The following is a 14,901-nucleotide window of genomic DNA, read 5'->3' on the forward strand; positions in this document are numbered from 1 at the left end:
CAGCCTGTTTGGCGCGACTTGTGGTGTAATGGCGCAATACACCCAGACCGTCATTGAGAGGGAATTTTATGTTAAGTCGGTTACCCCTAGCCAACAGCCCCCTAAGCAAGAAACTTATCTTCATCGCCATTCTCACCCTGGTAGCGATGATCCCCCTGGGACTCATCGATAGCCTCACCTCGGACAGGCAGCATCTGTACCACGACGTGGTCCATGAGATAGGTCGCTCCTGGGGCGAGCGGCAGACCATTGCGGGGCCGGCGCTGGTGATCCCCTACACCTATGAGGTGGTGCAGGAGAGTATCAGCGACACTGGCAAGATGACCAAGGCAAGGCACACCTACGACAGCGAGCTGGTCGTGCTACCCGAGCAGCTCAATCTCGCCGTCTCGCTCGACCATAGCTTTCTGTCGCGCGGTATCTTTCGCTCACTCGTCTATCAATCTCAGGTCACAGGCTCGGCACACTTTCGCCTCGAACCTTACACTCCGGCCAACTTAGTCAGCCTGCACCCCGAGCTAGCCAGGCTGGTATTTGGCATCTCTGCCAACCAGGCCATCGACAAGATCAACCGCTTCACGGCTAAGATTGATCAACAGGAGGCCGCTCCCCAACGACTCATGCCGGGTACAGGGCTGGAGCAGCTCGGCGGGCTAGACAGAGGGTTTCATCAGCCAATCACCTTGCAATCTGACAACCAGCAACTCTGGGTGAACTTCGATATCAGCCTGCGCGGCTCCCAAGGGATCTCTGTGCTGCCCATAGGACAACAGACCCAGGTCACACTGTCTGCAGACTGGCCTCATCCGAGCTTCCACGGCCTGCTGCCGACCGAGCGGCAGATCAGCGCTGAGGGCTTTAGCGCCCAGTGGGACGTGAGCCACCTGACCCGCAACTATCCGCAGGTATTCACCAAGATACAGGAGGTTAACCTGCAGGAGATAGCGGCTCAGGCGACCCTATTTGAACCGGTTACCCACTACGGTAAGATAGAACGCGCGGTCAAATATGGTCTGCTGTTTATCATGCTCACCAGCATCATGCTGCTGATCTTCGAACTGGGGCAACAACAGACCCTAAGCTCGATTCAGTATCTGCTGGTCGCCAGCGCCATGGCGCTCTTCTATCTGCTGCTCCTCTCCCTGTCGGAACATATCAGCTTCGGTTACGCCTATCTGATGGCCGCCTCCGTCCCACTGCTATCAGTCTCGGCCTATATCGCCAGCGTCACCGCCAGTCGTCAGCGGGGCGTCTTCATGGCCATCATATTGCTGGCGCTCTACAGCGTGCTCTACTCCATATTGAAGCTGGAAGACTATGCGCTGTTGATGGGTTCAGGGCTGCTGATGCTAGTCTTGCTGATTCTGATGTACCTGACCCGCCACCAGGTCGAGCCGCCGCAGGCCGCGAACGACTAAATACAACGTCGGGCTAGCCAGCATCACCGCGGCAGGTTAGCCTAGCGCTTTTTAGGGAGCATTTATGACACGAAACGATCGGCTAAATCCCTACGCTTATCTGTTACTCCTTTGGGGCGGCCTAGCACTTATTCCCGCCGCGCTCTATCTGGGTGGCCTCAGCCTGTTTCCCTGGCTCGAGCTAGACTCCATCAAGGCGCAGCTACTCTATGGCTTAACCAGCCTGGGAACGGCGCCCTATGGCATACTCACCGTGCTTGCCCTGCTACTCGCCTGTTATCTGTTGCTGCCACGCAAACAGCTTGCGCCACTGCTGTTTAGCGTCTGCCTCGCCATGGGGCTCAGCCTAGGGCTAAATCACTTTCTCAAGCCTTACTTCGGCCACCCCAGACCCAATGTGCAATTCTTGGCAGAGAACCAAGGGCTGTCGCTTAGCGGTTTTTATCAGGCCAGTCAGCCGACGCGACGGGCATTGATGGCACAAGAGGTTGCCAAGCTATCACAGGAGACCAAGCTATCCCTCTCCCCCAAGATAGCCCAGCATTGGCAAGATGAGGTGGGTTACTCTTTCCCCTCGGGTCACACACTGTTTGCGGTGACGCTCACCCTAGTCGTCAGCTATTTTTTGTTGGCGGCGCAAAGGTTTTTATTCGCCGCTCTGTTATGCTTATGGGCGCTGGCCATGGGGTTTAGCCGCATGTTACTGGGCATGCACTGGCCTCAGGATATCTTGGCCGCCACCCTGCTTGGCGGCGCTATCGCCCTGCTGGCCTTGCTGATCACCGAAAAATGGCGCCATCGGCCAAGGCTAATGCCTAACTGGGCTAATGTTTGACTGAAACAGTATTTTACTTCCACAAGGGTTTACTCTTACCCGGCGACTGACATGACAAGACTACAACTCGACAAGACCGACATTCAGATCCTCAAGTTACTCCAAGCCCAGGGACGCATGGCCAACCAAGATCTGGCTGCAAGCGTCGGCCTGTCGCCCTCGCCCTGCTCGCGCCGGGTCAAGGCGATGGAGGAGGCGGGCATCATCGCCGGTTACGCCGCCTTAGTCGATGCGCCCTACTTTCAGTTAACCCTGACCGCCTACGTGCAGGTGCGCCTGGAAAAACACACCCAAGCAATACTCGATGCGTTCGAGCAGGCCATCGACGGCTATGACGAGGTACTCGAATGCGCCCTGCTCACTGGTAGCGACGCCGATTACCAGCTCAAGGTCTTAGTCAGAGACATGGATGCCTTCAAACACTTCCTGCTGGAGAAGCTCACCAGCAATCCACATATCGCAGGCATACGCTCAAGCTTCGTGCTCAAACAGGTCAAGAGCCGCACCGCCATTCCCCTGCCGGAACTCGGCATTCAAGACGATAAAGCTTGATAAATCACGCAATTTCTCATTTTTTTGGCCGCGCAATCCTATCGCGTCGACGCCTGTCTCAATGCGACCATCGCAATAATTTCGCCAATAAAGTCAGATAGCGAAATTTATTTTCACCCAATAGCAATATGACGCGATAACAACAAAGGCTTAACCTGGAATCACGCCATTTACCATCCTTGACCGACTATAATAAAGGACTATGATGCGCCCTCTTTAACACTGAGGTAAGGAATAGATGAGCGCAAAAGATTTAGGGCATTTCAGCTCACGCATAGGCTTTATCATGGCGGCTGCTGGCTCGGCCGTCGGTGTCGGTAACATCTGGGGATTTCCCACTCAGGCGGCAACCCATGGGGGCGGCGCCTTCCTCTTGGTGTATCTGGTGCTGATTTTCTTACTGGGCTACCCCATGTTGGTGGCCGAACTCATGATTGGCCGCCACGGCCAGACCAACCCTGCCGATGCCATGGCCAAGCTGGGTAGCAGTAAGCTGAGTCGCAACCTGGGCAAGACCATAGGTTTCGCCTCCATCATTACCGCCACCCTAATCTGCACCTTCTACAGCATCCTATCTGGCTGGTTTGTCAGCTTCACCCTGGCGCCAATCGCCAGGCTAGTGGGAATGCCAGAGATTGCCCACTGGCTAAGGAGCTTCTCGCTGGAGCGTAATCTACTCTTTACCCTAATCTTTATCCTCATGGTGGTCTTAGTGATCCGCCAGGGAGTACAGCAGGGGATCGAGGCTTGGTCCAAGCGGCTCATGCCGCTGCTGTTGGCAATCTTGATATTGGGCGTGGCCTATATTCTGACTCAACCCGGTGCGAGCCAGGGGCTAAACGCCCTACTGGTGCCGGATTTCGGCCGCATTTGGGAACCTCAGGTGCTTATCGGCGCTTTGGGCCAGACCTTCTTCTCACTCACCGTGGGTACAGGCGCCATGATGGTCTACGGCGCCTACCTGAATCGGCAGGAAAACCTGGCCAAGCTGACTGCATACGTCACCCTGACCGACACCAGCATCGCCTTCCTCGCCGCCCTGATGATCATTCCCGCCATGTATGTCGCCCAGCATAACGGCGTTCAGATCTTCGCCTCCGATGGCAGCCTGCTCAACGCCGACACCTTGGTCTTCACCGTGTTACCGGCACTGTTTGATAGTTTGGGCGGCCTCACAGGGCAGGCGATCGCCATCGTCTTCTTCATCCTGATGACCATAGCCGGGCTGACATCGGCCATCTCGATTGTCGAGGTGCCCACCAGCTATATGGTGGAGAAGACAGAGATTCAGCGTCACAGCGCCACCTATCTGGTGGGCGGTGGCATAGCCCTGCTGGCGACTATCATGGTGTTTAATTTCGATGCCCTGTTCGGGTTAGTTATTACCCTGACCACTGAGCGCGCCCAGCCCTTTATCGCCCTGGGCATAGCCCTTTACACTGGCTGGGTATGGCATAGAAACAGCCTGCTCAAGGCGATCGCCGCCCAGGAAGGCGCCAAGCTCGACGGCCTCTTCTGGCACATCTGGCCCGTGTACGTGAAATATGTTTGCCCGGTGCTGATCCTCGCCATCATATTGCAGCTGCTGACCGCCTAAGGCTTAGCGAGTAAGTCAACCTGAGGTGAGCATAAAAGGTCGGTCTAAAGCTCAGATACACAAAAGCCTAGTCATTGGGATATGACTAGGCTTGCTATTTGGGCAACCACCAATGGCTGGGGGCTAGCCCTAGGTATATTGCTTGATAATCATCTCGACCACAGTTTGGGTGATCTCATCGAGCTTGGCCTGGCTAGGCAGAGGCTCACCCTGGATCAACTGAGGCCAGAAGCAGTAGGCCTTGATCACAGCGGTAAACTGAACCACCAAGATCTCGCTATCCTTGGCCTTTAACGCACCGGCGGCGATCGCCTGATTGAACCAGTTCGCCAGTGGCGACTCCTGCTTGCTGAACTCCGACATGGCGTCTTGAATCAGCTCCGGCTTATGGATCGCCTCGGCAATAATCACCCTGGCCGTATCGATAAACCCCTTAGCACTTAACAGCTTAATCTCGTGCTGCACCAATTGGGTCAACTGCGAGCTCAGGCTCTTATTTTCGTCGAAGGGCAAAGATTCGAAGGCACACAGCATCTCCATCATCTCGAGCATGATGGCACTAAACAACGCCTCTTTGCTGGGGAAATGGTTGTACACGGTGCGTTTGGACACATCGGCACGTTTGGCAATGTCATCCATACTCGCTAGGCTAAATCCCTTATTTTGAAACTCCACACTGGCTGCCTCGACGATGGCCGCGCGTTTCAGCTCCGAGCGAGTTAATTTTTTCTCTATCATTTTAAATAACTTATTAGGTTTACCTTGGCGAATTGCAATTATTTTACACTTATTAGTTTACTTTTTAAACTAAGATTATGTAAACTACACTGACTAGTTTACATTTGGTGGTTGCAATGAAACGCAAATATCTCATCTCACTTGGCATCATACTCGGAGGCGGCATGCTGACATCTAACCTAATCAACTCCTCTTCGGCGCCGCAAGCCCTGGGCTCAGGTGATCAACTTGCCAGCAGAGAGCCTGCCGCACACCACAGATCAGATGGCGGCTTTCAAAATACCGCCACCAATCTCACCGAGAACAGCGGCATGGGCGCCATCCTGATGCGTTACCTGATCGAGACACGAATCGATGCCAGTCCTTCCAAGGCAATCCCTTTGATGCCACTGACCCGCGATGGCATCGCCGCGCTGCCTGACTCTCAGGACAGCGTGATCCGCCTGGGCCACTCGAGCATCTTACTCAAGATAGCGGGCCAAACCTGGTTGATCGATCCCGTTTTTAGCGACCGGGCCTCGCCCTTTAGCTTTATCGGCCCTAAACGCTTCCACCAACCACCGATCGCCCTCGAACAGCTTCCCGAGATCGATGGCGTGTTGATCAGCCACGACCATTACGATCACCTGGACGAAGAGAGCATCAAGCGACTCCACCACAAGGTGAAACGTTTCATCGTCCCTTTGGGTGTGGAGCAACATCTGCTTCGCTGGGGCGTCGACAAAGATAAGGTGCAGCCGCTGGATTGGTGGCAGAGTGTGACGCTTGGCGAACTCAGCATCACGGCAACGCCGACCCAGCACTTTTCCGGCCGGGGACTTTGGGACAAGAATCAGACCCTCTGGGCCAGCTATGTCATTCAATCTGACAGGAGCAAGCTGTACTTCAGCGGCGACTCGGGCTACTTCGACGGCTTCAAGGCCATAGGCGAGCGGTTCGGCCCCTTCGACCTCACCATGATAGAGACGGGCGCCTATGATAAAGACTGGCCCAGCATTCATATGACACCAGAACAGAGCCTGCAGGCCCACCTGGATCTGGGTGGACGTCAGATGATGCCGATCCACAATGGCACCTTCGACCTGGCCTTTCACAGCTGGTACGAGCCACTGGAACGCATCGCCGCCCTAGCCGCCGATGCAAACACACAGCTCATCACGCCAATCGTGGGACAGGTACTGGATATTCACAACACGCCCGAAAGCGTCGCCTGGTGGCGGGAGGAACAGCTCAACTTAGCACTAAACGAATAATCTTCTGCCCTTGAGGCTCGCCACTCGCTTGGCATCAAGGGCTGATTTTTCCTCTGCGATTCGAGATGCTAGAATGGCGACAATAAAAATTTAACCATCAAAATTGTTTTAGGGATTGAAACATAGTGAAAAAATTTTTTGTCGCCATCATTCTATTTGTGGCCTTTATCCTCTATTGGCAGACGCGTGACAGTTCGCTCATCGTCCCTATTCAAGCAGCCGATACACCCAATGCCCCTACCGATAAATCTGCTAATGTGGCGCCTGACACTGCAAGCCATTCGCAAGCACTCGATGGACTAAATTACGCCGATTGCCGTAATACGCTTCAATCTGCCAAGGATCTCAAGCAAAAATGGGCCGGAGAGCAAGATTGGGATCAACGACTCGAACAAGGCTACTCCATAGACGACATTACCCTGGCTATGGGTCATTATCTCAATACAAACTTTGTAGGCAGCTGGCGAGCCAAACAGCTCAAACATAATTCTCAGCTAAGTCAGGTTAATCGCAGTCTCGGCGAGCAGGTAAAGGCGCTGATACCCGACTTGCCGAGTTTCGTTCGCGTAGAAAAAGCTGTTCCGCAGCCACAACTCGCAAATATAACTGAGTTAAAACAAGAAGAGGCTCTAGCCCTACTTGAGTCCACAGAGATTTCAATCGATGATCTAAATTGGCTGCTGAAACAAGAGAGCTTACCTCAAACCCTCTTGCTACAAGCACTCAATCAAATCGAAGATGTCAACGCTTTGCTCGGCTACGGTATTACACAGGATGAAACCTTACATCTAATCGATACCGCAGCCTTTCATGGTCGCAACCAAGTGGTCTCTGCCCTACTAAACAAAGGTAGCCAACTGACTAATGATCCCTATCTGGGCACGACGATGGAATATGCCCTTGCAGGCCTCGACTATCGATTCCGAATGAACAAACTCAACGATGATGAAGTCTTTAAGCACCAGATAGAGATCATCAGACTCCTGCAGTCACAGGGGAGCCCCGCAAACTTCATCTCAAACACAGAACAGAGTGTTAAAGGATTCTTCCCAAGGCACTTTTACAGTTTCGACGCCCAGCAAATCGCATTCCTACAGCAAACTCACGATTTAGTCTTGGCTCAAATCCTCCCCAAGCAGGGCCTGAAGTTCGATAAACAGAGCGCCTTAATGCAAGCTCTTGAGAAAGAACTCGCAGAGCAGCTAACAACTATTGCTTCAGAGTCCGAGCGCAACCAATGCAAGAAAATTGTGGCTCGAGTCGATCAAGAGTGGCAACCTCGGGATCTCAACTTTTTCACCACCAAGCTCACTGATGAGGGGAAAACTGTTACCAGAGAAACCCTCAATGAAATCGATCCTATCCTGGCAGACTGTTCTTCAAAGTTTGCACCGGAAACACTTGGGGTAAGTTACCTTCACGATAGAGAGTTGGAAGATAAGGTCTACGGGTTCGCTCGTGAGAATAAGATCTCTGAAGCCATAAGCCTGTTAGAAGAGGCGCAGCTTAATGAAGCGGAATATCGCCATTTCTTCTATCAACTGCTAGGTTACGACCCCACTTATTTTGTACCTTTACAGACCAGTCGCCTGCATCAGGAAAGGCTCTCTTATTCGCTGTTATACGACGCCAGCAAGAGTAAAATGGTCGACGTTATTGCGCAGGGTATAGATATCGACGAGCTCGATTATTCAGGTAAGAGCCTGCTCGACATAGCGATTACAAAAGAAGATCTTCAACTGCTTAATTATCTCATCTCGCAGCACATTCTCTATCCCGAAAGAGTGGTTGGACGGGATCCTTTATATCTCTTGTTAGACACGAGTGATCATAGGTTCAATCCGGATCAACTCATGACCTATTTACCGTTTATCATGTCACTCGAACCGCCAATTCAGCCAGCACATATCAGGTTAATGGCGCTTTTACGGTTAAAATACACAAAATTATATGCTGACATGACCGAGCTATACCCCCAATTAATCGCACCGGAAGACGCACAACTTCCACCGGCAATCTGCTTATATTATTAACCCTGCGTAATTCAGTGAAAAGGCGCCCAACTGGGCGCCTTCGATTCACATTCGATTGACTTGCTATAGCTGTTAACTCACCTCACTTGCTACTCATGAAAGTCGACTTTCACCTTCTTAGCATCTTGCTGCAACTCGGCAGGTTTTGGCACATGAATGGCGAGCACACCCTTCTTGTACTGGGCGGTGATCTGGTCGGCGTCGATATTGAAGCCTAATGGGATCTGCCGTTGGAATGAGCCAAATGAACGCTCTCTGAGGTGATAGCCCTTTTCATCTTTCTCCTGCTCATGACGCTTCTCACCGCTGATGGTGAGGTAATTACCGCGGATGTCGACGTCGATATCCTTCTCTTCCATATCGGGCAATTCGGCCTTGATCTCGACATATTCGGCACATTCTTTGACATCTATGGCAGGCATGACACCCATCTCGGCGCGGGCGTTGGGCCAAGTGGTTAACCAGTCTTTAGCAAAATCATCGAATACATTGTCTAGCCGCGAATGCAGAGCGGTTCGCGGATCATCTTTATGAAAGATGGAGGGGAAGAAAGATCGCATAACAAGCTCCTTTGTTGGCTGAATCTCCCTAAGGCAAGATTCAGAGGATTTACGAACAGCCCAAAGCGCAAGCCCTCTGGGCTCCCTGATCTAATTTTAGTCCCTTAGTCCCAATTTTTACTGCTGGAAAGGCACTATCTACAGCCGAATTAATCCAGATCAAAACAAGGTGAAAAAGCCTATTTCAGGGCAATATTCGGGCACAAAATATGCCCTCACCACCAAGGGAAAAAAGCCCCTGAATCAGACAAGACAAAGGCAATATTATTATGAGGTTAGACAATTTTTTACCTCACCAGTCTCGACAAAATTTTTGAAGACAGCCGGGGGAGACTTAGGTATGCTTTGAATGACACTCTTCAACGAAAGGAATCGTTAATGGACACAGCATCCATCGACAAGGGCGCGGCATCTGAGCCGTCACAAGCAACCGCCTCCGCAATCACTCAATCAGACTCTCAGCTACACATTCAGCCCGCTATGCAGGCGCCGAGCACGCCAACCGCACCTGCGTTAAAACACTCGGGCCTTGGTATCGCCGCCTTCATTCTGAGTATTCTCTCGACTCTGCTCATCTTCGCGCTAGTCACCATTGCTGGCATCCTAGAGGCGACCACGCCCGGTGGCATGGATGAAACCTCTCCCGAGGCGATCATCGTCGGCATGCTGATCTTTGCCTTTATCGGCCTAGCCTTGGTAGGCTTGGGACTGGGGATTGGCGGCCTGGTGCAGAAACAACGCAAGAAGATCTTTGCCATTCTGGGGACCATATTCTCCTCGGTGACCATAATGGCGACCCTGGCGCTCATCGCTTATGGCACCACGATAGACTAAATCAAAGGTTTTCCCTCTAAACAGGGAGGCGCTAACAACAAAAAAGGGGCCTAAGCCCCCTTTTTTAGATTTGCAGTTGGTTTAACGCAGCACTTCCTCTAACGCTCTTAGGCAGAGGGCCACATTTTCGCGCCGCGCCCCGAAGCCCATCAGGCCGATACGCCAGGCCTTACCGGCGAGGGCACCCAGTCCGGCACCTATCTCAAGGTTATAGTTTTCAAGCAGTTGCTTACGCACGGCGCCATCGTCGACGCCCTCGGGGATATAGACGGCGTTGAGCTGCGGCAGGCGCGAAGATTCCTCGACCACAAACTTAAGCCCCAGATTTTCCAGACCATCGCGCAGCAAGCCATGCATAGACTGATGACGAGCCCAGGCATTTTCCAGCCCCTCTTCGGCCAGCAGGCGTAACGACTCATGCAAGGCATACAGGGCATTGACCGGCGCCGTATGGTGATAGCTACGCTTACCGCCCGCCCCCTGATCGCCACTCCAGTAACCCATGACCAGGCTCTGATCTAAAAACCAGCTCTGCACCGGCGTCTTACGCGCCTTGAGCTTCTCTACCGCCGCCGGTGAGAAAGAGACAGGCGACAAGCCCGGCACACAGGAGAGACACTTCTGGCTACCCGAATAGATAGCATCTATGCCCCACTCATCAACCTTGAGCTCCACGCCGCCGAGGGAAGTCACCGCATCGACGATCGACAGACAGTCATGTGCCTTGGCCAGCTGACACAGTCCCTTAGCATCCGACAGCGCCCCGGTTGAGGTTTCAGCGTGGACGAAGGCGAGAAACTTGGCATCGGGATGGGCCTTAAGCACCGCCTCGACATCGCTCAGAGACACCGGCGTGCCCCACTCGTTATCCACCACTACGGCAATCGCGCCGACACGCTCAACATTCTGACGCATACGCTCGCCAAATACGCCGTTACGACAGACGATCACCTTCTCGCCCGGCTCCACCAGGTTGACGAAACAGGTTTCCATACCGGCGCTGCCTGGGGCTGATACCGCCAGCGTCATAGCATTTTCGGTCTGGAACGCATATTGGATCAGTGCTTTAAGCTCATCCATCATGCCGACAAACAGGGGATCCAGGTGGCCTATGGTCGGCCTTGCCTGTGCCGCCAGAACCTCGGGATAGACATCCGACGGGCCCGGGCCCATCAAGACTCGGCGTGGGGGATTAAAAGGGGTAACTTTGGGTGCTGCTAACATCTCATATCCTCTATCAAGCCTTAGCTTGAGAAGTTAGGGTTAAGGCTAACTGTCGTTTTGTTTTGATGACGAACGCTTTACGCCCCATCATCACCCTACGGATGAACAGTTATTCGCGTGCCATAATACCAATCGTAGTAAATAACTGATCATGCTAGCTTGTTAAAACGTCCGATAACGGCGTTACTATTTTTGATTGTAGAATAACTACTTATCAAAAAATTCTGCCTTGTTCTCGACCGTTTTTCCTGTGCTATTTCTGATCACTTACTTACCGTGATTGGTATAACTGGCATCTTATTGCTTTGAATCTGTTGCAAGATAACATAAAAAAAGGCGCCATCGCGCCCCTTTAACGTTAAAGTTTGTCTCTGCACGCGAAAGCAAAAAACATTAGTCGCGATTATCCAGAAACAGCTTATAGGCCGGGCTCTGAGTCTCTTCCTGGTAGACGAAACCTAGCTCGGTAAGAAACTGCTGGAAGGCGACGCTATCGCTCTCGGGCACCTCGAAACCGGCCAGCACCCGTCCGTAGGCGGCACCGTGGTTGCGGTAGTGAAACAGGCTGATGTTCCACTTGCTACGCAGGGTGGTGAGAAACTTAAACAGGGCGCCGGGATGCTCGGGAAACTCGAAGCTGAACAGACGCTCCTGCAGCGGCTCGGGCGGCAGACCGCCGACCATGTAGCGCACGTGCAGCTTGGCCGTCTCGTCGTGAGACAGGTCCTGCACCTCGAAGCCATCGCCCTCGAGCCGCGCCACTATCTCGTCCAGCTCCGCCTGACCGTGAGACAGGCGAATACCGGCAAACACCACCGCCTTTTCACGGCTAGAGAAACGGTAGTTAAACTCTGTCATGGCACGCTTTTCCAGCAGCTCACAGAAGCGCAGAAAGATCCCCGGACGCTCCGGCACTTTCACCGCCAGAATCGCCTCCTTCTGTTCACCCAGTTCACAACGCTCGGACACATAACGCAGGCTATGAAAGTTGACGTTGGCGCCGCTGAGAATCGCCGCCACCTTCTGCCCCTTGCCCTCGTCGCCGATATATTTCTTTAGCCCCGCCAGAGAGAGCGCGCCCGCCGGTTCGGCGATGGCGCGGGTATCCTCGAAGATATCCTTCACCGCGGCGCAGATCTCATCTGAGGTTACTGTCACCACCTGATCCACATACTCACGGGCCAGTCTGAAAGGCTCGGCGCCTATCTGCTTCACCGCCACGCCGTCGGCAAACAGCCCCACCTGAGACAATACCACCCGCTCGTCGGCTTCCAGTGCCGCCTTGAGGCAGGCAGAGTCTTCCGGCTCTACGCCTATGATCTTCACCTGCGGCATCACCGCCTTATAGTAGGCCGCGATACCGGCGATCAGGCCGCCACCGCCCACGGGCACGAACACCACCTCAAGATCCCGCTGCTGTTGCAGCATCTCCTGGGCAACCGTGCCTTGCCCGGCGATCACCGCCTCATCGTCAAACGGCGCCACATAGATGCGCCCCTCATCGCGGGCGAGCTGCTGAGCATGCTCGTTAGCCATGTCGAAGGACTGGCCGTGCAGCACCACTGTGCCGCCGAGGCGACGCACCGCATCCACTTTGATATCCGGCGTGGTCTGGGGCATGACGATAACCGCACTGACACCACGCGCTGAGGCCGACATGGCGACCCCTTGGGCATGGTTACCGGCCGAGGCGCACACCACCCCACGTTGACACTCCTCCTGACTCAGCTCGGCGATACGATTGTAGGCGCCGCGCAGCTTAAAGGAGTGTACCGGTTGCATATCTTCACGCTTCAGAAATACCTGACACCCGAGGCGCGCCGACAGCTTATTGAGGCTAGAGAGCGGCGTCACCTTGGCAACATCATAAACCGACGACAGCAAGATCTTTTGCAGATAATAGTGGGCGAGATCCAACTGAGACTGAGAGGCAAGGGCCAACATACTAATCCTCCAGCTTACTGACGTCGCGCACCGCGCCCTTATCGGCACTGGTGGCGAGCATGGCATAGGCTTTCAGCGCCAGCGACACGCTGCGCTCACGATTAACCGGCTTCCAGGCCTGCTTGCCACGGGCCTGCATGGCCTGACGACGAGTCTCAAGCTCTTCTTCGCTCACTGCCAAAGTGATTGACCTTGCAGGAATATCGATCTCGATACGATCGCCGGTCTCCACCAGGGCTATGGTGCCACCGGCCGCCGCCTCGGGTGACACATGACCGATAGACAAACCCGAGGTGCCACCTGAGAAGCGTCCGTCGGTGATAAGCGCACAAGAGGTACCCAGCCCCTTAGATTTAAGATAGCTTGTTGGGTAAAGCATCTCCTGCATACCCGGGCCCCCTTTAGGGCCCTCGTAGCGGATCACGACCACATCACCGGCAACCACCTCGCCACCTAAGATGCCGGCCACGGCATCGTCCTGGCTCTCATACACACGGGCATGGCCCACGAAGGTATGGTTGGCTTCATCGACCCCGGCTGTCTTGACGATACAACCATCGGCCGCGATGTTGCCCGACAGTACCGCCAGGCCGCCCTCCTGACTGAAGGCAAATTCGCGGGTGCGGATACAGCCCCCCTGGCGATCCACATCCAGGCTCGGCCAGCGACAGCTCTGGCTGAAGGCCTTGGTAGTGGGGATGCCGGCAGGACCGGCGGCATAAAACTGCTGCACCGCCTCATCCTGGGTCTGGACCAGGTCATACTGGGCCAGCACCGCCTTGAGGTTCTCACCGGCCACATGGCTGACATCCGTGTGCAGCAAGCCAGCTCTGTCCAGCTCACCTAAGATGCCCATCACGCCACCGGCGCGGTGCACATCTTCCATATGATATTTAGGGGTCGACGGCGCCACCTTACACAGGTGCGGCACCTGGCGGGACAGGCGGTCGATATCGGCCATGGTAAAATCTACCTTGGCCTCCTGGGCCGCGGCCAAAAGGTGCAATACGGTATTCGACGAGCCGCCCATGGCGATATCCAGTGCCATGGCATTCTCGAATGCCTTGAAGCTGGCAATATTGCGTGGCAGCACCGACTCGTCATCATCGCGGTAGTAACGGTTAGCCAGCGCCATCACCCGGCGACCGGCCTCTAAGAAGAGTTCGCGGCGATCGCTGTGGGTCGCCAGCAGTGAACCATTGCCCGGCAGCGACAAGCCTAAGGCCTCGGTCAGGCAGTTCATCGAGTTGGCGGTAAACATGCCCGAGCAGGAGCCACAAGTTGGGCAGGCGCTACGCTCTATCTTCTCGCTGTCTTCGTCCGAGACGCGATCGTCGGCTGCGGCCACCATGGCATCCACCAGATCCAGTTTTATCAGCTTGTCCGACAATTTGGTCTTACCCGCCTCCATGGGGCCGCCGGAGACAAACACCACGGGGATGTTGAGTCTGAGCGCCGCCATCAGCATGCCTGGGGTGATCTTGTCGCAGTTGGAGATACACACCAGGGCGTCGGCGCAATGGGCATTGACCATATACTCGACGCTGTCGGCGATCAGCTCCCGCGATGGCAGGGAGTAGAGCATGCCACCATGGCCCATGGCGATGCCATCATCCACGGCAATAGTATTGAATTCTTTGGCGATACCGCCCGCCTCTTCGATGGCACCGGCCACCAGCGAGCCCATATCCTTAAGATGCACGTGTCCCGGCACAAACTGGGTAAAGGAGTTGGCAATGGCGACAATCGGCTTACCAAAATCGCTGTCTTTTACCCCGGTCGCCCGCCAGAGGGCACGGGCTCCGGCCATGTTGCGCCCTTGAGTACTGGTAGCTGAACGTAGTTTTGCCATGACACTTTCCTTCTGTTGCGTTGGCGGCCTGGCCACCTGAGCTAAATTGGAGCCTCGACGG

12 protein-coding genes are annotated in these 14,901 nt (G+C 54.3%); 7 read left to right on the forward strand and 5 right to left on the reverse strand.

Annotated elements, in window-relative coordinates:
* Positions 1-68: 68 nt before the first annotated feature.
* From creD to L1D43_RS15750, 4 genes are all read left to right on the forward strand, one after another.
* Positions 69-1,418, forward strand: a complete 1,350-nt coding sequence (gene creD, locus L1D43_RS15735) for a cell envelope integrity protein CreD (protein ID WP_239853012.1) — start codon at positions 69-71, stop codon at positions 1,416-1,418.
* 64 nt (positions 1,419-1,482) lie between these two features.
* A complete protein-coding gene (locus tag L1D43_RS15740) occupies positions 1,483-2,253 on the forward strand; it encodes a phosphatase PAP2 family protein (protein WP_239853013.1) in 771 nt (256 codons plus the stop codon).
* A gap of 51 nt (positions 2,254-2,304) precedes the next feature.
* On the forward strand, positions 2,305-2,805 hold the full coding sequence (locus tag L1D43_RS15745; RefSeq protein ID WP_144203841.1) for an Lrp/AsnC family transcriptional regulator: 501 nt from the start codon (positions 2,305-2,307) through the stop codon (positions 2,803-2,805).
* A 238-nt stretch (positions 2,806-3,043) separates the two neighbouring features.
* Positions 3,044-4,402 (forward strand): sodium-dependent transporter, encoded by a 1,359-nt coding sequence (locus L1D43_RS15750; protein ID WP_239853014.1) that lies wholly within the window; start codon positions 3,044-3,046, stop codon positions 4,400-4,402.
* Positions 4,403-4,531: 129 nt separating this feature from the next.
* On the opposite strand, the gene L1D43_RS15755 is transcribed toward L1D43_RS15750, so the two are convergent.
* A complete protein-coding gene (locus tag L1D43_RS15755) occupies positions 4,532-5,140 on the reverse strand; it encodes a TetR/AcrR family transcriptional regulator (protein WP_239853015.1) in 609 nt (202 codons plus the stop codon).
* A gap of 116 nt (positions 5,141-5,256) precedes the next feature.
* Here L1D43_RS15755 and L1D43_RS15760 point away from each other — a divergent pair, with 116 nt between their 5' ends.
* On the forward strand, positions 5,257-6,393 hold the full coding sequence (locus L1D43_RS15760) for an MBL fold metallo-hydrolase (protein WP_239853016.1): 1,137 nt from the start codon (positions 5,257-5,259) through the stop codon (positions 6,391-6,393).
* A 125-nt stretch (positions 6,394-6,518) separates the two neighbouring features.
* On the forward strand, positions 6,519-8,426 hold the full coding sequence (locus tag L1D43_RS15765; RefSeq protein ID WP_239853017.1) for an ankyrin repeat domain-containing protein: 1,908 nt from the start codon (positions 6,519-6,521) through the stop codon (positions 8,424-8,426).
* An 89-nt stretch (positions 8,427-8,515) separates the two neighbouring features.
* On the opposite strand, the gene L1D43_RS15770 is transcribed toward L1D43_RS15765, so the two are convergent.
* On the reverse strand, positions 8,516-8,986 hold the full coding sequence (locus L1D43_RS15770) for an Hsp20/alpha crystallin family protein (protein WP_239853018.1): 471 nt from the start codon (positions 8,984-8,986) through the stop codon (positions 8,516-8,518).
* Positions 8,987-9,364: 378 nt separating this feature from the next.
* On the opposite strand from L1D43_RS15770, the gene L1D43_RS15775 reads away from it, so the two are divergent.
* Positions 9,365-9,820: a hypothetical protein gene (locus L1D43_RS15775; protein ID WP_239853020.1), complete on the forward strand. Its 456-nt coding sequence runs from the start codon at positions 9,365-9,367 to the stop codon at positions 9,818-9,820.
* 81 nt (positions 9,821-9,901) lie between these two features.
* Here L1D43_RS15775 and L1D43_RS15780 read toward each other — a convergent pair whose 3' ends face one another.
* The 3 genes from L1D43_RS15780 to ilvD form a co-directional block, all read right to left on the reverse strand.
* On the reverse strand, positions 9,902-11,044 hold the full coding sequence (locus L1D43_RS15780; protein WP_239853022.1) for an alanine--glyoxylate aminotransferase family protein: 1,143 nt from the start codon (positions 11,042-11,044) through the stop codon (positions 9,902-9,904).
* A gap of 393 nt (positions 11,045-11,437) precedes the next feature.
* Positions 11,438-12,988: a threonine ammonia-lyase, biosynthetic gene (gene ilvA / locus L1D43_RS15785; RefSeq protein ID WP_220043961.1), complete on the reverse strand. Its 1,551-nt coding sequence runs from the start codon at positions 12,986-12,988 to the stop codon at positions 11,438-11,440.
* Position 12,989: 1 nt separating this feature from the next.
* Positions 12,990-14,840, reverse strand: a complete 1,851-nt coding sequence (ilvD, locus tag L1D43_RS15790) for a dihydroxy-acid dehydratase (RefSeq protein WP_239853024.1) — start codon at positions 14,838-14,840, stop codon at positions 12,990-12,992.
* Positions 14,841-14,901: the final 61 nt, after the last annotated feature.

It is taken from the genome of Shewanella sp. Isolate8 (assembly GCF_022398495.1).
In the GTDB taxonomy this organism is placed as follows: domain Bacteria; phylum Pseudomonadota; class Gammaproteobacteria; order Enterobacterales; family Shewanellaceae; genus Shewanella; species Shewanella aquimarina.

Excerpts from the sequence above, each read along its gene's own strand:
- creD (WP_239853012.1), top strand. The coding sequence starts at position 69 with ATGTTAAGTCGGTTACCCCTAGCCAACAGCCCCCTAAGCAAGAAACTT.
- L1D43_RS15740 (WP_239853013.1), top strand. The coding sequence starts at position 1,483 with ATGACACGAAACGATCGGCTAAATCCCTACGCTTATCTGTTACTCCTT.
- L1D43_RS15745 (WP_144203841.1), top strand. The coding sequence starts at position 2,305 with ATGACAAGACTACAACTCGACAAGACCGACATTCAGATCCTCAAGTTA.
- L1D43_RS15750 (WP_239853014.1), top strand. The coding sequence starts at position 3,044 with ATGAGCGCAAAAGATTTAGGGCATTTCAGCTCACGCATAGGCTTTATC.
- L1D43_RS15755 (WP_239853015.1), bottom strand. The coding sequence starts at position 5,140 with ATGATAGAGAAAAAATTAACTCGCTCGGAGCTGAAACGCGCGGCCATC.
- L1D43_RS15760 (WP_239853016.1), top strand. The coding sequence starts at position 5,257 with ATGAAACGCAAATATCTCATCTCACTTGGCATCATACTCGGAGGCGGC.
- L1D43_RS15770 (WP_239853018.1), bottom strand. The coding sequence starts at position 8,986 with ATGCGATCTTTCTTCCCCTCCATCTTTCATAAAGATGATCCGCGAACC.
- L1D43_RS15775 (WP_239853020.1), top strand. The coding sequence starts at position 9,365 with ATGGACACAGCATCCATCGACAAGGGCGCGGCATCTGAGCCGTCACAA.
- L1D43_RS15780 (WP_239853022.1), bottom strand. The coding sequence starts at position 11,044 with ATGTTAGCAGCACCCAAAGTTACCCCTTTTAATCCCCCACGCCGAGTC.
- ilvA (WP_220043961.1), bottom strand. The coding sequence starts at position 12,988 with ATGTTGGCCCTTGCCTCTCAGTCTCAGTTGGATCTCGCCCACTATTAT.
- ilvD (WP_239853024.1), bottom strand. The coding sequence starts at position 14,840 with ATGGCAAAACTACGTTCAGCTACCAGTACTCAAGGGCGCAACATGGCC.